This is a genomic window from Pseudomonas sp. KCJK9058, assembly GCF_046230975.1.
GTDB classification, from domain to species: Bacteria; Pseudomonadota; Gammaproteobacteria; order Pseudomonadales; family Pseudomonadaceae; genus Aquipseudomonas; species Aquipseudomonas alloputida.
The window spans coordinates 12,833-30,201 of record NZ_JBJJLR010000009.1; the positions used below are offsets into that span (position 1 = coordinate 12,833).

Genomic DNA, 17,369 nt, shown 5'->3' on the forward strand with positions numbered 1-17,369 from the left:
CCGCTACGACCCTGAAGCCCTGGATGACACGGATGGCACCGACTTCCCCGGCGCCGCCGAACTCTGGCAACAGCTCAACCCGCCTGACGCCGCCAGCGCTCCAGCAACGGACGTCCCAGCAGGCACACAAACACCGGCCCCCCAGCCAGCAGATAAAAGTAGTAAGTAACTGCCCGCCATATCAGGATTGCCGCAGCTGCGGTCGAGCTGCCCACCAAGGGTGTCAACAGGCTGGCCGACGTCAGCTCGGCGGCCCCGGCCCCGCCAGGCAGCAGACTGAATTGGCCGGCGCTGAGCGACAGCATCTGCACCAGGAAGCTGGGAATCCACTGCAGGTCTACCCCCAAGCCCCGCAACACCAGGTACAGCACGCTGTAGCGCAGTCCCCAGTGGATGCAGGTCAGGGTGAACACCAGGCTCAGCCTGCGCTTGGGCAGGCGCCAGGTCTGCGCCAGTGCTGCAACGAAGTGCAGCAGTTTGCGCGCCCAGCGACGTTTGCGCGGCTGGCCCATCCCCATGCGCTGCAACAGCCTGCCGTTCATGCGCATTATCGGGCGCTGGTAGCGCAACAGCCCGATCACCCCGGCCAACGCTGTGCACAGCAGTAACGCACTGCCAAGCAACATGCTTTCCTGGCTGCGGCCCAGGCTGTGGAACAGCGCGTAGCCGGCAATCGCCAGCATTGCGCAGAAGAAGAACACCAGGTCGTTCAGCTGGTCCATGGCAAAAACGGCGCCGCTGCGCGCCGGGCGGATGCGGTCTCGCGCCAGCAGCGCCATCAGGGTCAGCGGCCCACCACTGCCGCCAGGGGTGGTGCAGATGGCAAACTCGGTGGCCATGACCACGCCGAGGCTGCGAGCATGGCTCAACTGTTTTGCCTGCTCACCCAGCAACAGGCGCAGGCGCAGCGCATTGATGACCCAGCACAACAGAATCATGCCTAGCAGCATGAGCAGCAGGTGCGGGTCGAACCGGCTCAGCCTCGGCAGCAGCTCGCTACCACCCAGCAACGCTGGCACCAGCGCTGCCCCCAGCAATGCCAGCGCCAGCCAGGCCCAACGCTTCATGCTGCCCCCTGGCGCTCCAGCCAGGCAGATTTGGTCAGCGGTTCGCGGCCATCCTTCACCAGTGTTTCCAGCGTTCGCAACCAATAGTCTCGGGATGAGCGATGACGCATGTCTACAGGGTGCAGCCCCAAGCGCAATGTGCTCGCGCCTCGCCAGCGCCGGCATTGCCAGTCGCACAGCGTGCGGGACAATGTGCGACGCCATGCGCTCCGTGCGCTCCAGACCAGGCCTGGCGCATCAATGGCTGTAAAGTCTGGCAGCCGGTACAGATGCTGCGGTGTACTGGTGTATTTGAGTGGCAGGCGGCACAGGGCTTGCCGCGTGCCCTGGCTCATGAGCCAGGCCGGTGCGACAAAGCCTGCCACAGGCCAACCTTGGCTCTCGAACAGCGCCAGGCCCTCCTGTAGCCGGGTAAGCGCTTCGTTCTCATCAAGGCCGTAGAACTCGCCTTCATGGGTATAAATGCGCCGCATGAAGTAGTCGATGGGGCTGCGCGGTGCGGGGCCTTCGTCAGCATGGGCATAGCCGTGAAGCGCCAGTTCGTCGCCTTTGGCAAGGCGTTCGTCCAGGAGGCGGCAGAACGAAGGTGCCTGGTGCAGCGGATTGCGTCGATGGAAGTCCGGGACCACCAGCCATGTCATTGGCACGTGGCCCAGTGCGTCCACGGCCCTTACGAACGGTTCATAGTCCGGCCAGGTTTCCGGGGCAATATCGTGCAACACCAGCATGAGGCTGCGCTGGCTGGCGGAGGGCTCAAGCATGGGCGCGCACCTGCGGCTGGTGGCCGAGCACGGCCTGGTAGTGCTGGAGCAGGCCGGCTACCACGTTATCCCATGAATAATGTTGCTCTACATGGTGGCGGGCCTGCACGCCGAGCTCGCGGATACCCGCCTCGAACGCCTCGCGCACGGCGCACGCCATGGCCCGACCATCGTTGGGCGTGCACAGGCGGCCACTCTGTTCGTTGATGATTTCAGGGAACGCACCGGCGCGCACGGCCACCACGGGGGTGGCGCTGGCCATAGCTTCGAGAATGACCAGGCCGAATGTTTCCTGGTCGCCAGCATGCACCAGCAAGTCGGCGCTGGCGATCAGCCGGGCCACCTCTGCAGACGGGCAGAAGTGATCGATGACGCTGACGTTGGACGGCACGCTGGCCGGCATGTTCGAGCCTACCAGTAACAGGTGGTAGGGGGCGCCGAGTTGCTGCATGCAGTCAAGCAGCACCGGCAGGTTCTTTTCCCGCGAGCCGCGGCCGGCAAAGATCAACAGGCGGCTGGTGTCGGGAATGCCCAGTTCGGCACGCACATGTGGGTCGCGCCGGGAGGGGTGGAAAGTGGCAAGGTCAACGCCCAGCGGCTGCACATGGACATCGCGCACGCCCAAGCGGCGTAATTTGTCGGCCATCACCTGGCTGGGGGCCAGTACCCGATCAAAATTGCCGTAGAGCTTGCTGACGTAGGCCTCGACATTGGGTGCGAACCAGTTGCCCATGCGGTTGCTGACCAGTAACGGCAGGTCGGAATGGTAGAAACCGATCACGGGCACGTCTAGCTGGCGCCGCGCTTCCAGCGCCGCCCAGGCGGTCAGGTAGGGGTCGCCAACTTCAATCAGGTCGGGTTTGAGCGTGCGCAGTGTATTGCACCAGGGGGCCAGGCGTACCGGAAAGCGGTAGCCCTTGCCAAACGGCAAGGGCGGCGCAGGTACCTGATAGATGCCATCGCCGTGTTGGGCGCTGGCACCGGGAATCAACAGGCTGTGGCGTACGCCGTGAATGGCGTCGAGACGGTGATGTTTGGCATCAAGATAGGTACGTACGCCACCGCTGGCCGGGGCGTAGAACATGGTGATGTCGGCGATATGCACGATCAGCATCCCTCCGGGATCGTCTTCGGGTCTGTCATCCGGCGTTGAATGGCCGGCGATGAAACGCCTAAAGGTGGACCTATCAGAAGGATAGTTTGTTCGATCAGTTTGAGAGGGGGAGTGCGCAATGCCTGGAGCAGCACAAGGCTGCTCCAGGTGAAGGTGTAGCCTTTATCAGATACGGAAGCTGCCCACCAGGTGCTTCAGGCGGCCAGCCTGCTGCTCGAGGTCGGAGCAGGCGCGCAGGGTCGCTTGCAGGTTCTCCACGCCTTCCTGGTTGAGCATGTTGATCTCGTTGATGTCCATGTTGATCGCCTCGACCACGGCGGTCTGCTCTTCGGTGGCAGTGGCCACCGACTGGTTCATGCCGTCGATCTCGCCAATGCGCACGGTAACGCTGTCCAGTCGCTCACCCGCCTGGTTGGCGATCTGCATGCTGTCCTGGCTGTGGCGCTGGCTCTGGTCCATGGTGTCGACCGACTCGCGGGCACCGACCTGCAGCTCTTCGATCATGGTCTGCACTTGCTGCGCCGACTCCTGGGTGCGGTGTGCCAGATTGCGCACCTCATCGGCGACCACGGCAAAGCCACGCCCGGCCTCACCGGCGCGGGCCGCTTCGATGGCGGCGTTCAGCGCCAGCAGGTTGGTCTGCTGGGAAATGCTGGTGATCACTTCCAGGATTTGGCCGATATTCACGGTCTTGCTGTTCAGTGTCTCGATGTGCGCGCTGGAGGTGACGATCAGGTCGGACAGGCGGTTCATCGCGGCAATGTTGCGCTCGACCACTTGCTGGCCTTCTTCGGCCAACAGGCGCGCGGAGCTTGCGTGCTGCGAAGCCTGGGCGGCGTTGCCGGCGATTTCCTGAGCCGCAGCGCCCAATTCATTGATGGCGGCGGCGACACTGTTGGTGCGGTTGGACTGCTCGTCGGAGTTGGTCATCGACGAATTCGAAGCGCTGATCACCCGCAGGGCTACTTCGTTGACCTGCTCGGTGGCCGAGGACACTTCGCGAATGCTGCTGTGAATGCGCTCGACGAAGCGGTTGAAGGCGTTGCCGAGGACACCGAATTCGTCGTGGTTGTGGATGTGCAGGCGCTTGGTCAGGTCGCCTTCACCTTCGGCAATGTCTTCCATGGCACGGGTCATGGTGTGCAGCGGCTGCATCAACACGCGGATCAGCAAGCCGAGCAGGCCGATGATGATCACCACTGCCACCACCGTGGCGATCACCGCCGAGGTGCGGAAGGTGCTGAGCATCGAGAAGGCCTTGTCCTTGTCCACCGACAGGCCGATGTACCAGTTTGCCGACGGCAGGCCGGTAATCGGGCTGAAGGTCAGCAGGCGGGTCTGGCCCTCGCTTTGCACTTCGGTCAGCTCACCGGTCAGTTTCGGCGTGCGCTGCGGGAACAGGTCCGACAGCGATTTCATGACCAGATCTTTATCCGGGTGCACCAGGATCTTGCCCTGGTCGTTGACCAGGAAGGCGTATCCCATGCCGCCGAAGTTCAGCGAGTTGATGATCTGCACCAGGCCGTCCAGGGCCAGGTCGCCGCCGACCACGCCCACGCTGCTGGAGACCTTGCTGAGGATACCAATGACCATCTTGTTGGTGGTCATATCGATGTAGGGTTCGGTCAGCGTCGCGCCGCTGGCGTTCATGCCGTCCTTGTACCAAGGGCGGGTGCGCGGGTCGTAGCCGTCGGGCATCTTCGCGTCCGGGCGTACGCTGAAACCGCCGTCGACTTTGCCCAGGTAGACCGTGAGGAAGCTGGATACCAGCGCATTCTGACCCATCAGGGTTTCGGCGTTGGCTGGGTCCTGGGCAATGTTCTGCGCCAGGTTCTCCACCAGTTTTATCCGGCCCTCGAACAGGTTGCGAATGTTGGTCGACGTGGAGGTGCCCATTTCAGCCAGATAGTTTTCCAGGTCCTCGCGGATCGCATTACGCTGGAGGTAATCGTTGTAGAGGGTGAAAAGGCTGAAGGCGAGTATCACGATCAGTGATGCTGCCAAAAGAATCTTGTGGCTGAAACGAAGGCTTTTGTTCATGGCGTAATCGGTTCCGCTAAGGTTTTATATCAGGCGTTCGCACGAGTGGAGCCGTAGGTTGTGCAACATCCCGAAAAGTCCCTTTTCGGCTGTTCCTCTCTAATTAAGGCGAATAACACCCACAGGTATCGGCCGAATTAAGCTAAAGCTTGAGCAGAGGATTAAAGAGATGTCGGAATTTTCGACCATCGTTGTAGGCGCGGGCCCGGATGGCCAGCCAGTCGGGCAAGCAATGCGCCTGGCCAACCGCCACGGTCTGGTGGCTGGCGCAACCGGTACTGGCAAGACCGTCACCCTGCAGCACCTGGCGGAGGTGTTCAGCGACGCGGGGGTAGCGGTGTTCGCCGCCGATGTCAAAGGCGACCTCTGTGGCTTGGGGGCTGCTGGTGCGCCACAAGGCAAGGTGGCTGAGCGCATCGGCGGCATGCCGTGGCTGGGGCATACGCCCAAGGCCTACCCGGTGAGCTTGTGGGATATCGCCGGGCTGTCGGGCCACCCGCTGCGCACCACCCTCAGTGAAATGGGGCCGCTGCTGCTGGGCAACTTGCTGGAACTGACCGACAGCCAGCAGGCGGCGCTGTATGCAGCATTCAAGGTGGCCGACCGCGAAGGCCTGCTGCTGCTGGACCTCAAAGACCTCAAGGCCCTGCTGGCGCATCTGAAGGACAACCCGCATCTGCTTGGCGAAGACAGCGCGCTGATGACCACGGCCTCCACCCAGGCTTTGTTGCGCCGGCTCGCTACCTTGGAGCAGCAGGGCGCCGAGGCACTGTTCGGCGAGCCGGCATTGCAACTGGAGGACCTGCTGCGCCCTGATCCGGATGGCCGTGGACGTATCCACCTGCTCGATGCCAGCCGATTGGTGCACGAGGCACCCAAGGTGTACGCGACGTTCCTGTTGTGGTTGCTGGCCGAACTGTTCGAGCAGTTGCCCGAGCGCGGTGATGCCGACAAGCCGGTGCTGGCGCTGTTCTTCGATGAAGCACACTTGCTGTTCAACGGCACGCCCAAGGCGCTGCAGGACCGTCTTGAGCAAGTGGTCCGGCTGATCCGCTCCAAGGGGGTGGGGGTCTATTTCGTTACCCAGTCGCCGGGTGACTTGCCTGACGCGGTACTGGCCCAGTTGGGCTTGCGTATTCAGCACGGCTTGCGGGCGTTCACGGCCAAGGAGCAGAAGTCGCTGCGGGCGGTAGCCGATGGTTTCCGTCCCAACCCAACATTCGACACCCTGGCTGTGCTTACCGAACTGGGTATTGGCGAAGCGCTGGTGGGAACGTTGGAAGAAAGGGGCACACCGGCCATCGTGCAGAGGGTGCTGGTTGCACCGCCGCAGTCGCGTATCGGGCCACTGAGTGCGGCTGAGCGCAGTGCGCTGATTGCGGCGTCGCCATTGGCGGGGCGCTATGACAAACCGGTGGACCGTGAGTCAGCGTATGAAATGCTGAGCCAGCGTAAGGGCGAGCCGGTGGAACCGGCGCCGCAACCGAAGGCGGATGAAGAGAGTTTTGCCGACAAGGCGGGTGAGTTCTTGCAGAGTGCAGCGGGGCAGGCGATCAAGTCAGCAGTGCGCCAGGCCGCTAACCAGTTGGGGCGGCAGTTGGTGCGCGGGTTGATGGGGTCGTTGTTAGGGGGCAAGAAAAGGTAGTCTTCCGGCGCCGCGCCCATACCCTTGGTAGCACAAGGCTGCTTCGGCAGGCATAACGGCTATGAAAAAGGCGCCCGAGGGCGCCTTTATTCATTGCGGTGTCACTCAGCCAATGGCTTTGGACGCCAGCCAGAACAGGCCGGCCGCCAGGCCCATCGAGGCAGGCAGGGTCAGGACCCATGCCAGCAGGATGGTTTTCACAGTGCCGCCTTGCAGGCCACTTTTGTTGGCGACCATGGTGCCGGCCACGCCGGACGACAGCACGTGGGTGGTCGACACCGGCAGGGCGAATACGTTGGCCATACCGATGGCGCAGGCTGCGGTGATCTGTGCCGACATGCCTTGGGCGTAGGTCATGCCTTGTTTGCCGATCTTCTCGCCCACCGTCAATACCACGCGCTTCCAGCCAACCATGGTGCCCAGGCCAAGAGCCAGGGCGACGGCCACGATCACCCAGAACGGGGCGTACTCGGTGGTGGCGGTGAGGTCTTTGCGCAGTTTTTCAAGGTCGGACTTTTCACGGGCGTCCAGGCCTGGCAGCTTGCCAACCTTCTTTGCCGTGTCATCCAGGCACAACAAATAGCGGCGCACTTCAACGCGCTTCTCGGCATCGAGGCTGTGGTAGTCCGTCACGCCTTTCAGCGAGGTCTGCAGCGCAGCAATGGTCGGCTCGGTCTGCTGCGGGTTGCAACTGAACTGCTCCGGCAGATCGCTGGCCTTGGCCTTGCCCAGTGCCAGGAACTCGCCCAGGGTGGCGGCGTTACGCTGGTAGAACTGGCTCATGTGCAGGGTAGCGTCGCGAGTACGTTCGATCTGGTAGGTGGTGCTGTTCAGGTCGAGTACGAACTTGGCCGGCACAATACCGATCAGCACCAGCATGATCAGGCCGATGCCTTTCTGGCCGTCGTTGGAGCCGTGTACGAAGCTCACGCCCATGGCGGAAACAACCAGGACCAGACGGTTCCAGAAGGGTGGGTGCTTCTTGTCATCGAGCTTGCGGCGCTGTTCCGGGGTTTTGTGCATCTTCGACAGCGGGCGCCACCATTTCAGGCCGATCAGCACCAGGGCAGCAACGGCGAAACCGGCCATTGGCGAGACCACCAGCGACATGGCGATATCGATCGCTTTCTGCCAGTTGACGCCGTCGCCTAGCGGAATGTCGTTGATCAGGGCGTTGGCCAGGCCGACACCGAGAATGGAGCCGATCAGCGTGTGCGAACTGGAGGCAGGGATGCCAAAGTACCAAGTGCCCAGGTTCCAGGTGATGGCCGCGGCCAGCAACGAGAAGACCATGGCCAGGCCGTGTCCGGTGTTCACATTGATCAGCAGCTCTACCGGCAACAGGTGCACGATGGCATAGGCCACCCCTACACCGCCGAGCAGAACGCCAAGGAAGTTGAACACGCCGGAGAAGAACACGGCGAGGTGTGGCGGCATGGCTTTGGTATAGATGACGGTAGCTACCGCGTTGGCGGTGTCATGAAAGCCATTGATGAACTCGAAGGCGAGTACGAAGGTCAAGGCGAGCAGCAGGCTCACCAACACCCAGGCATCCAGTCCGCTGAATAAATCGATCATGAAGGTTGTCTGGCGGGTCATAGGGGGGCGGGATTATGCCAGAAAACCTTGGCAATCGATGCACCTGCAACAGACAGATGACCGCCTTCATGGTGCAACCGTGTCGTGCGGAGGGGGGCGATCAAGGCGGTAAATGGCGGTAAAAAATCACAAAATATGGCGAAATAAGGCCGAAATGTGGAGAAATGGTCAGTTCTCTAGGATTCAAACGGCCGTATGAAATTTGTGTGATTCCATTTCATCATCGGCCAGACCGTAAAGATCGACCTCGCCCGGGTACACCGGGCGACGACACGCAGAGGGCGCTCCCGAGGCTCAGGGGTTGTCGCTGCGCAATTCTTTTTCGATGCGTTCCAGTTCCTGGCTGAAGGCCTGGTCACGAACGCTGGCACGCTTGCGCCAGGGTTTGCGTTCCGGATCCGGTTGTGCGGCGTATGTGGTGACCTCGCCACCATAAACATCCTTGTAACGTTCAGCCTGGCGCTCGAGTTCCGCGCGCAGTTCATCTTTCGTCACGTGCAGTACCTGAAGTAAGTGTAATGACTGTTGTTATGCATTGTGCAACATGCATTTTGCCTTGCTGGCCGCAACGGCTTGATAAAGCGGAAGGTTCCATGACCACGATAAGCGGAGGGCCTGCGCAATCGATTATAGCAATCGATAATTCGCCGATCATCGTTAATTTACTCAGCCCTGACATCATCTGGCGTAAATAGCAGGATGTGCCCGCGAACAGTTTGGACCTTTCGTACAAGTTAGAAAGGAATGACGGATAGAAGTTCGTTGCAATGTCAGGGCGGGCCGTAATGAAAAACGGCCTCGCCGAAAGGCGAGGCCGTTGCCTGGGGACTTCTACGGTGGGTACCTGACCAGTCTCTCCAAAGAAGCCACAAGTGGCATGAGAAAGGTATAAGCAAACGTGTCGGCGGTCAATTGCGATTATCGGCCGTTTGTTCGATAATCGCACGAACCGGTGTTTTTTTTGAGGTGTGCGATGAGTGACGAAACCCTGGGCAACGATTCCGGCAATGCAGAGGTGGCGCGACCTGCTTCGGCTGCCATGGCGCCGCCGATCGTGGCTTCCCCGGCCAAGCGCATCCAGGCCTTTACCGGTGACCCGGACTTCATGACCTCGCTGGCACGTGGCCTGGCCGTGATCCAGGCATTCCAGGAGCGCAAGCGCCACCTGACCATCGCCCAGATCAGCCACCGTACTGAAATCCCTCGCGCAGCGGTGCGCCGTTGCCTGCACACGTTGATCAAGCTGGGTTACGCCACCACCGACGGGCGTACCTATTCGCTGCTGCCCAAAGTGCTGACCCTGGGGCATGCTTACCTGTCGTCGACGCCACTGGCAATTTCTGCCCAGCCGTACCTGGATCGCATCAGCGACCAGTTGCATGAGGCGGCCAACATGGCCACCCTCGAAGGCGACGACATCCTTTATATAGCCCGTTCGGCCACGGTCGAGCGGCTGATTTCGGTCGATCTCTCGGTGGGCGGACGCCTGCCGGCCTACTGCACGTCGATGGGGCGTATTCTGCTGGCGGCCATGGACGACACCAGCCTGCGTGAGTATCTGGAACGTGCTGATCTCAAAGCGCGCACCAGCCGCACCCTGAATGATCCCGAATCGTTGTTCGCCTGCATCCAGCAGGTGCGCGCCCAGGGCTGGTGCGTGGTGGACCAGGAACTGGAACAGGGGCTGCGATCGATTGCAGTGCCGGTGTATGACGCTTCGGGGCAGGTGTTGGCTGCCTTGAACGTAAGTACCCATGTTGGGCGGGTGACCCGCAGTGAACTGGAGCAGCGGTTCTTGCCGATTTTACTGGCAGCCAGTCGAGACCTTTGCCATCAGTTGTTTGGTTGAAACCGCAGGGAGCACGTTGCGGCCCCGGATCAGAACAGGCAAAACCGTTTCTTGTGCGATAAACGCACAGTGTCGTGCCGGGTGAATTGCTTCACCCCTGCCCGCTGATTAATGTCTCTCGCAACGGTCGGCTAGCCGACCGAACAAGAAAAACATAAGAGGCACTTACGCATGAATACTGTCACCTCGCTGCCGCGGCCGCACCCGCATGCAGTACCGTTGTATCCAGGCTGACCCAGGCCATATACCCCAATCATCGCCTTTGTACCGGTTACCCGCGTGCAATGGCCTGACTGTGCCCCACATTCTGGATAACAATAATGAATCAAGCGCAAACCAACGTCGGCAAAAGCCTCGACGTTCAGTCGTTCATCAATCAGCAGCCGCTGTCCCGCTATCAGTGGCGAGTCGTGCTGCTGTGCTTTCTGATCGTTTTCCTCGATGGCCTGGACACTGCTGCCATGGGTTTCATCGCCCCGGCACTGTCGCAAGAGTGGGGGATCGACCGCGCCAGCCTTGGGCCGGTCATGAGTGCCGCGTTGATCGGCATGGTGTTCGGCGCCCTGGGCTCCGGGCCCCTGGCTGACCGTTTCGGCCGCAAAGGCGTGCTGGTGGGGGCGGTGCTGGTATTTGGTGGCTTCAGCCTGGCCTCGGCCTATGCCAGCAACGTCGACCAGTTGCTGGTACTGCGCTTCCTGACTGGCCTGGGCCTGGGTGCAGGCATGCCCAACGCTACCACGCTGTTGTCCGAATACACCCCGGAGCGCCTCAAGTCGCTGCTGGTGACCAGCATGTTCTGTGGCTTCAACCTGGGCATGGCGGGTGGTGGCTTCATTTCCGCCAAGATGATCCCGGCCTACGGCTGGCACAGCCTGCTGGTCATCGGTGGCGTGCTGCCGTTGCTGCTGGCGCTGGTGCTGATGGTCTGGCTGCCGGAGTCGGCGCGGTTCCTGGTGGTGCGCAACCGCGGCACCGACAAGGTGCGCAAGACCTTGTCGCCAATCGCCCCGCAAGTGGTGGCCGAGGCAGGCAGTTTCAGTGTGCCTGAGCAAAAGGCGGTGGCTGCGCGCAACGTGTTCGCGGTGATCTTCTCTGGCACCTATGGCTTGGGCACCGTGTTGCTGTGGCTGACCTATTTCATGGGCCTGGTGATCGTCTACCTTCTGACCAGCTGGCTGCCAACCCTGATGCGTGACAGCGGCGCGAGCATGGAGCAGGCGGCGTTCATCGGTGCGCTGTTCCAGTTTGGCGGAGTGCTAAGTGCAGTCGGCGTGGGTTGGGCCATGGACCGTTTCAACCCGCACAAGGTGATTGGCATTTTCTATCTGCTGGCCGGGGTGTTCGCCTACGCAGTGGGGCAGAGCCTGGGCAACATCACCGTGCTAGCTACGCTGGTACTCGTTGCCGGTATGTGTGTGAACGGTGCGCAGTCGGCAATGCCATCGCTGGCGGCGCGCTTCTATCCCACTCAGGGCCGTGCCACAGGTGTATCGTGGATGCTGGGTATTGGCCGCTTTGGTGCGATTCTTGGGGCCTGGAGTGGTGCAACGTTGCTGGGCCTGGGCTGGAACTTCGAGCAGGTGCTGACGGCGTTGCTGGTGCCGGCAGCGCTGGCGACTGTGGGTGTGGTCGTCAAAGGGCTGGTCAGCCACGCCGACGCAACCTGAGGGTGAGGGCCGCGTTACGGCCCATTCGCAGCACAACGCCGCGCCGACTGGTGCGGCATTGTGCTGCGATCAGGGCGCACAGCTGCCCTGTGGTGGGCGTGGGCAGTTGCGCAACAAATGGTTCGTTAATCGCACAAATAGTCGATTATCGGATTGTAACGTGCCCACCAGTCTCCTTAATCTGGGTTCATCGAAGCACCCTGACCAGGAGCCTCCAAATGCCACGCGCAGACCATTTCCACACCCACCCCAATCGAGCCGTCCGCCATGCGTGAACTCGACGCCCGTACCGCCGCTGAGCATGGCCAGCTGGCAGGAGAAGCCTGATGCACGACGTATTCATCTGTGACGCCATCCGTACCCCGATCGGCCGCTTTGGCGGCGCCCTGGCCAGCGTGCGGGCCGACGACCTGGCAGCCGTGCCGCTGAAGGCGCTGATCGAGCGCAACCCTGGCGTGCAGTGGGACCAGGTAGACGAAGTGTTCTTCGGCTGCGCCAACCAGGCTGGTGAAGACAACCGCAACGTGGCCCGTATGGCACTGCTGCTGGCCGGCCTGCCGGAAAGCATCCCGGGCGTCACCTTGAACCGCCTGTGCGCGTCGGGTATGGATGCCATCGGCACCGCGTTCCGCGCCATCGCCAGCGGCGAGATGGAACTGGTGATTGCCGGTGGCGTCGAGTCGATGTCGCGCGCCCCGTTCGTCATGGGCAAGGCTGAAAGCGCCTATTCGCGCAACATGAAGCTGGAAGACACCACCATTGGCTGGCGTTTCATCAACCCGCTGATGAAAAGCCAGTACGGTGTGGATTCCATGCCGGAAACCGCCGACAACGTGGCTGACGACTATCAGGTTTCGCGTGCCGACCAGGACGCTTTCGCCCTGCGCAGCCAGCAGAAGGCTGCCGCTGCACAGGCTGCCGGCTTCTTTGCCGAAGAAATTGTGCCGGTGCGTATCGCTCACAAGAAGGGCGAAATCATCGTCGAACGTGACGAACACCTGCGCCCGGAAACCACGCTGGAGGCGCTGACCAAGCTCAAACCGGTCAACGGCCCGGACAAGACGGTCACCGCCGGCAACGCCTCGGGCGTGAACGACGGTGCTGCGGCGATGATCCTGGCCTCGGCCGCAGCGGTGAAGAAACACGGCCTGACCCCGCGTGCCCGCGTTCTGGGCATGGCCAGCGGCGGCGTTGCTCCACGTGTCATGGGCATTGGCCCGGTGCCGGCGGTGCGCAAGCTGACCGAGCGTCTGGGGGTTGCGGTAAGCGATTTCGACGTGATCGAGCTTAACGAAGCGTTTGCCAGTCAAGGCCTGGCGGTGCTGCGTGAGCTGGGTGTCGCTGACGATGCACCACAGGTAAACCCTAATGGTGGCGCCATTGCCCTGGGCCATCCGCTGGGCATGAGCGGTGCACGCCTGGTGCTGACTGCGCTGCACCAACTGGAGAAGAGTGGTGGGCGTAAAGGCCTGGCGACCATGTGTGTGGGCGTTGGCCAAGGTCTGGCACTGGCCATCGAGCGGGTTTGACCTGTACCGGCCGCTTCGCGGGCAAGCCCGCTCTTACAGGGATCCACGCAATCACCTGTGGGGGCGGGCTTGCCCGCGAAGAGGTCTGTCCTGTGAGACACAAGGCCAATTGCCAGCCAGATAGCGGAACGAGTGTGTTACTAGGTATGTCTAGACTTACCTAGGACCCTCCAGGAGTGAAACCCTCATGACCTCAACCTATTACACCGGCGAAGAACGCAGCAAGCGCATCTTCGCTATTGTCGGTGCCTCGTCAGGCAACCTGGTGGAATGGTTCGACTTCTACGTCTACGCCTTCTGCGCGATCTACTTTGCCCCGGCCTTCTTCCCCTCCGACGACCCCACCGTGCAGTTGCTGAACACGGCAGGTGTATTCGCCGCAGGCTTCCTGATGCGCCCCATTGGTGGCTGGATCTTCGGCCGCCTCGCCGACCGCCACGGTCGCAAGAACTCCCTGATGATCTCGGTGCTGATGATGTGCTTCGGCTCCCTGATGATCGCCTGCCTGCCCACCTATGCCAGCATCGGCACCTGGGCCCCGGCGCTGCTATTGCTGGCCCGCCTGATCCAGGGGCTGTCGGTAGGGGGCGAATACGGCACCACGGCCACCTACATGAGTGAAGTGGCACTGCGTGGGCAGCGCGGCTTCTTTGCTTCGTTCCAGTACGTCACCCTGATCGGCGGCCAGTTGCTGGCGGTATTGGTCGTGGTGATCCTGCAACAGCTGCTGACTGAAGATGAACTGCGGGCCTGGGGCTGGCGCATTCCCTTCGTGGTGGGGGCCATCGCCGCCCTGATCTCGCTGATGTTGCGCCGTTCGCTGCACGAGACCAGTAGCGCCGAAGCCCGCAATGACAAGGATGCAGGTTCTATCGCAGGCCTGTTCCGCAATCACGCAGCGGCGTTCATCACGGTACTGGGCTACACCGCGGGTGGCTCGCTGATTTTCTATACTTTCACCACCTACATGCAGAAGTACCTGGTCAACACCGCGGGCATGACAGCCAAGAACGCCAGCTACGTGATGACCGGGGCGTTGTTCCTGTTCATGGTGTTGCAGCCGTTCTTCGGCATGCTGTCCGACCGTATCGGTCGGCGCAATTCGATGCTGCTGTTCGGCGGCCTCGGTACCCTGTGCACCGTGCCGCTGCTGATGGCACTGAAAACCGTGACCAGCCCGTTCATGGCCTTCGTGCTGATCAGCCTGGCCCTGTGTATCGTCAGTTTCTACACCTCGATCAGCGGTCTGGTGAAGGCTGAGATGTTCCCGCCGCAGGTGCGTGCACTGGGTGTTGGCCTGGCCTATGCGGTGGCGAACGCAGCATTCGGCGGTTCGGCCGAGTATGTGGCCCTGGGCCTGAAGACCCTGGGGATGGAAAACACTTTCTATTGGTACGTCACGGCGATGATGGCGATTGCCTTCCTGTTCAGCCTGCGCCTGCCGAAGCAGGCGGCGTACCTGCACCATGATGACTAAGGACGCTGCATGAGCAACCAACTGTTCGACGCCTATTTCACCGCGCCGGCCATGCGCGAGATTTTCTCCGACCGTGGCCGCCTGCAGGGCATGCTGGATTTCGAAGCAGCGCTTGCCCGTGCCGAAGCCTCTGCCGGTTTGGTCCCGCACAGCGCGGTAGCAGCCATTGAGGCGGCATGCCAGGCCGAGCGCTATGACGTTGGTGCGTTGGCCAATGCCATCGCCACCGCCGGCAACTCGGCCATTCCGCTGGTGAAAGCGTTGGGCAAGGTGATCGCCACCGGCGTGCCTGAGGCTGAGCGCTATGTGCACCTTGGCGCCACCAGCCAGGATGCGATGGACACGGGTCTGGTTCTGCAGCTGCGCGATGCCCTCGATTTGATCGAGGCCGACCTCGGCAAGCTGGCCGATACCCTGTCGCAGCAGGCCTTGAAGCACGTCGATACGCCCTTGGTGGGTCGTACCTGGTTGCAACACGCCACCCCGGTGACCCTGGGCATGAAACTGGCCGGTGTACTGGGGGCTTTGACCCGCCACCGTCAGCGCCTGCAGGAACTGCGCCCGCGCCTGCTGGTCCTGCAGTTCGGCGGTGCCTCGGGCAGCCTGGCGGCCCTGGGCAGCAAGGCAATGCCGGTGGCCGAAGCGCTGGCCGAACAGCTCAAGCTGTCCCTGCCCGAGCAGCCCTGGCACACCCAACGCGACCGCCTGGTGGAGTTTGCCTCGGTGCTGGGCCTGGTTGCCGGCAGCCTGGGCAAGTTCGGCCGTGATATCAGCTTGCTGATGCAAACCGAGGCGGGGGAGGTATTTGAGCCGTCTGCGCCGGGCAAGGGGGGTTCTTCGACCATGCCACACAAGCGCAACCCGGTGGGTGCCGCCGTGTTGATCGGTGCCGCAACCCGCGTGCCGGGCTTGCTGTCGACGCTGTTTGCAGCCATGCCTCAGGAGCACGAACGCAGCCTGGGCCTATGGCATGCCGAGTGGGAAACCCTGCCGGATATCTGCTGCCTGGTCTCGGGTGCCCTGCGCCAGGCTCAAGTGATTGCCGAGGGCATGGAGGTGGATGCCGCGCGCATGCGCCGTAACCTCGACCTGACACAAGGCCTGGTGCTGGCTGAGGCGGTTAGCATCGTCCTCGCCCAGCGTCTGGGTCGCGACCGTGCCCACCACCTGCTGGAACAATGCTGCCAGCGCGCGGTGGCCGAACAGCGGCACCTGCGTGCCGTGCTGGGTGACGAGCCGCAGGTCAGCGCCGAGCTGTCTGGCGAAGAACTCGATCGCCTGCTCGACCCTGCCCATTACCTGGGCCAGGCCCGCGTCTGGGTGGCGCGCGCCGTGTCCGAACATCAACGTTTTACTGCCTGAAGGAGACCGCTGTGGCGCACTTGCAACTGGCCGATGGCGTTTTGAATTACCAGATCGATGGCCCGGATGACGCCCCGGTGCTGGTCCTGTCCAATTCGCTGGGTACCGACCTGGGCATGTGGGACACCCAGATTCCGCTCTGGAGCCAGCACTTCCGGGTGCTGCGCTATGACACCCGTGGTCACGGCGCATCGCTGGTCACTGAAGGCCCTTACAGCATCGAACAGCTGGGCCGCGACGTGCTGGCCCTGCTCGATGGCCTGGACATTCAAAAGGCTCACTTCGTCGGCCTGTCGATGGGAGGCCTGATCGGCCAGTGGCTGGGTATTCATGCAGGTGAGCGCCTGCACAGCCTGACCCTGTGCAACACGGCCGCCAAGATCGCCAACGACGAGGTGTGGAACACCCGTATCGACACGGTACTCAAAGGCGGCCAGCAGGCCATGGTCGACCTGCGCGATGCCTCTATCGCCCGCTGGTTCACCCCGGGCTTTGCCCAGGCACAGGCGGAGCAGGCCCAGCGTATCTGCCAGATGCTGGCGCAAACCAGCCCGCAAGGCTACGCAGGCAACTGTGCAGCAGTACGTGACGCTGATTATCGTGAGCAACTGGGCCGCATCCAGGTGCCCGCGCTGATCGTTGCCGGTACGGAAGACGTGGTTACCACCCCTGAGCATGGCCGCTTCATGCAGGCCGGTATCCAAGGTGCCGAGTACGTCGACTTCCCGGCGGCGCACCTGTCCAATGTCGAGATTGGCGAGGCCTTCAGCCGCCGCGTGCTCGATTTTCTGCTGGCTCACTGAGGACAACGCCATGGACGAGAAACAACGTTACGACGCTGGCATGCAAGTGCGCCGCGCAGTGCTGGGTGATGCCCACGTGGACCGCAGCCTGGAGAAGCTCAACGACTTCAATGGCGAGTTCCAGGAAATGATCACCCGCCACGCCTGGGGTGACATCTGGACCCGCCCGGGGCTGCCGCGTCATACCCGTAGCCTGATCACCATCGCCATGCTGATTGGTATGAACCGCAACGACGAGCTGAAGCTGCACCTGCGTGCGGCGGCCAACAATGGTGTGACCCGCGACGAGATCAAGGAAGTGCTGATGCAGAGCGCGATCTACTGCGGCATTCCGGCGGCCAATGCCACGTTCCACATGGCTGAGTCGGTGTGGAATGAACTTGGCGTAGAATCGCGCCAGTAAATCGTGTTCGCGGGCAAGCCCCCTGCAACAGGGCGCTTGCCCGCGAATGGCCT

At 62.1% G+C, this 17,369-nt stretch carries 14 protein-coding genes and 1 pseudogene; 8 read left to right on the forward strand and 7 right to left on the reverse strand.

The features are described from left to right. Positions 1-74: 74 nt before the first annotated feature. The 5 genes and pseudogenes from ACK59Z_RS07800 to ACK59Z_RS07820 form a co-directional block, all read right to left on the reverse strand. The gene (locus ACK59Z_RS07800; RefSeq protein WP_108191240.1) at positions 75-1,067 is read right to left on the reverse strand and encodes a lysylphosphatidylglycerol synthase transmembrane domain-containing protein; all 993 of its coding nucleotides are present in this window, start codon (positions 1,065-1,067) and stop codon (positions 75-77) included. Continuing rightward, positions 1,064-1,828, reverse strand: a complete 765-nt coding sequence (locus ACK59Z_RS07805) for a DUF2334 domain-containing protein (RefSeq protein ID WP_014754370.1) — start codon at positions 1,826-1,828, stop codon at positions 1,064-1,066. Before ACK59Z_RS07805 ends, ACK59Z_RS07800 begins: the two co-directional genes overlap by 4 nt. After that, positions 1,821-2,942, reverse strand: a complete 1,122-nt coding sequence (locus ACK59Z_RS07810; protein ID WP_102886039.1) for a glycosyltransferase family 1 protein — start codon at positions 2,940-2,942, stop codon at positions 1,821-1,823. The genes ACK59Z_RS07805 and ACK59Z_RS07810 overlap by 8 nt, the downstream gene beginning before the upstream one ends. Before the next feature lie 165 nt (positions 2,943-3,107). Then, complete coding sequence (locus ACK59Z_RS07815; protein WP_370588296.1) at positions 3,108-3,872, reverse strand: methyl-accepting chemotaxis protein; 765 nt, start codon at positions 3,870-3,872, stop codon at positions 3,108-3,110. A 93-nt stretch (positions 3,873-3,965) separates the two neighbouring features. After that, positions 3,966-4,982, reverse strand: a pseudogene (locus tag ACK59Z_RS07820) (cache domain-containing protein); the annotation flags it as partial. Positions 4,983-5,151: 169 nt separating this feature from the next. Between ACK59Z_RS07820 and ACK59Z_RS07825 the strand changes: the two are divergent. Next, positions 5,152-6,627, forward strand: coding sequence for a helicase HerA-like domain-containing protein (locus ACK59Z_RS07825; protein ID WP_108191238.1), 1,476 nt, complete (start codon positions 5,152-5,154; stop codon positions 6,625-6,627). A gap of 105 nt (positions 6,628-6,732) precedes the next feature. Here the strand turns inward: ACK59Z_RS07825 and ACK59Z_RS07830 are convergent, their stop codons facing one another. After that, positions 6,733-8,205, reverse strand: a complete 1,473-nt coding sequence (locus tag ACK59Z_RS07830; protein WP_003251935.1) for an inorganic phosphate transporter — start codon at positions 8,203-8,205, stop codon at positions 6,733-6,735. A 315-nt stretch (positions 8,206-8,520) separates the two neighbouring features. Beyond that, positions 8,521-8,721 carry a hypothetical protein gene (locus ACK59Z_RS07835; RefSeq protein WP_003251937.1) on the reverse strand — a complete coding sequence of 67 codons (201 nt, stop codon included), beginning with the start codon at positions 8,719-8,721 and terminating at the stop codon, positions 8,521-8,523. Between the two features lie 478 nt (positions 8,722-9,199). On the opposite strand from ACK59Z_RS07835, the gene pcaR reads away from it, so the two are divergent. The 7 genes from pcaR (at position 9,200) to pcaC (ending at position 17,316) form a co-directional block, all read left to right on the forward strand. Then, positions 9,200-10,075, forward strand: a complete 876-nt coding sequence (pcaR, locus tag ACK59Z_RS07840) for a pca regulon transcriptional regulator PcaR (protein WP_003251938.1) — start codon at positions 9,200-9,202, stop codon at positions 10,073-10,075. Positions 10,076-10,395: 320 nt separating this feature from the next. Next, complete coding sequence (locus tag ACK59Z_RS07845) at positions 10,396-11,742, forward strand: MFS transporter (protein WP_108191236.1); 1,347 nt, start codon at positions 10,396-10,398, stop codon at positions 11,740-11,742. A 323-nt stretch (positions 11,743-12,065) separates the two neighbouring features. Continuing rightward, positions 12,066-13,271 (forward strand): 3-oxoadipyl-CoA thiolase, encoded by a 1,206-nt coding sequence (gene pcaF / locus ACK59Z_RS07850; RefSeq protein WP_172830960.1) that lies wholly within the window; start codon positions 12,066-12,068, stop codon positions 13,269-13,271. A gap of 187 nt (positions 13,272-13,458) precedes the next feature. Continuing rightward, a complete protein-coding gene (locus tag ACK59Z_RS07855; protein WP_003251946.1) occupies positions 13,459-14,748 on the forward strand; it encodes an MFS family transporter in 1,290 nt (429 codons plus the stop codon). A gap of 9 nt (positions 14,749-14,757) precedes the next feature. Further along, on the forward strand, positions 14,758-16,110 hold the full coding sequence (locus ACK59Z_RS07860) for a 3-carboxy-cis,cis-muconate cycloisomerase (protein ID WP_108191235.1): 1,353 nt from the start codon (positions 14,758-14,760) through the stop codon (positions 16,108-16,110). Positions 16,111-16,121: 11 nt separating this feature from the next. Further along, positions 16,122-16,913: a 3-oxoadipate enol-lactonase gene (pcaD, locus tag ACK59Z_RS07865; protein ID WP_014754363.1), complete on the forward strand. Its 792-nt coding sequence runs from the start codon at positions 16,122-16,124 to the stop codon at positions 16,911-16,913. A 10-nt stretch (positions 16,914-16,923) separates the two neighbouring features. After that, a complete protein-coding gene (gene pcaC, locus ACK59Z_RS07870) occupies positions 16,924-17,316 on the forward strand; it encodes a 4-carboxymuconolactone decarboxylase (protein WP_108191234.1) in 393 nt (130 codons plus the stop codon). Positions 17,317-17,369 lie beyond the last annotated feature (53 nt).

Excerpts from the sequence above, each read along its gene's own strand:
- ACK59Z_RS07800 (WP_108191240.1), bottom strand. The coding sequence starts at position 1,067 with ATGAAGCGTTGGGCCTGGCTGGCGCTGGCATTGCTGGGGGCAGCGCTG.
- ACK59Z_RS07805 (WP_014754370.1), bottom strand. The coding sequence starts at position 1,828 with ATGCTTGAGCCCTCCGCCAGCCAGCGCAGCCTCATGCTGGTGTTGCAC.
- ACK59Z_RS07810 (WP_102886039.1), bottom strand. The coding sequence starts at position 2,942 with ATGCTGATCGTGCATATCGCCGACATCACCATGTTCTACGCCCCGGCC.
- ACK59Z_RS07815 (WP_370588296.1), bottom strand. The coding sequence starts at position 3,872 with ATGACCAACTCCGACGAGCAGTCCAACCGCACCAACAGTGTCGCCGCC.
- ACK59Z_RS07825 (WP_108191238.1), top strand. The coding sequence starts at position 5,152 with ATGTCGGAATTTTCGACCATCGTTGTAGGCGCGGGCCCGGATGGCCAG.
- ACK59Z_RS07830 (WP_003251935.1), bottom strand. The coding sequence starts at position 8,205 with ATGATCGATTTATTCAGCGGACTGGATGCCTGGGTGTTGGTGAGCCTG.
- pcaR (WP_003251938.1), top strand. The coding sequence starts at position 9,200 with ATGAGTGACGAAACCCTGGGCAACGATTCCGGCAATGCAGAGGTGGCG.
- ACK59Z_RS07845 (WP_108191236.1), top strand. The coding sequence starts at position 10,396 with ATGAATCAAGCGCAAACCAACGTCGGCAAAAGCCTCGACGTTCAGTCG.
- ACK59Z_RS07855 (WP_003251946.1), top strand. The coding sequence starts at position 13,459 with ATGACCTCAACCTATTACACCGGCGAAGAACGCAGCAAGCGCATCTTC.
- ACK59Z_RS07860 (WP_108191235.1), top strand. The coding sequence starts at position 14,758 with ATGAGCAACCAACTGTTCGACGCCTATTTCACCGCGCCGGCCATGCGC.
- pcaC (WP_108191234.1), top strand. The coding sequence starts at position 16,924 with ATGGACGAGAAACAACGTTACGACGCTGGCATGCAAGTGCGCCGCGCA.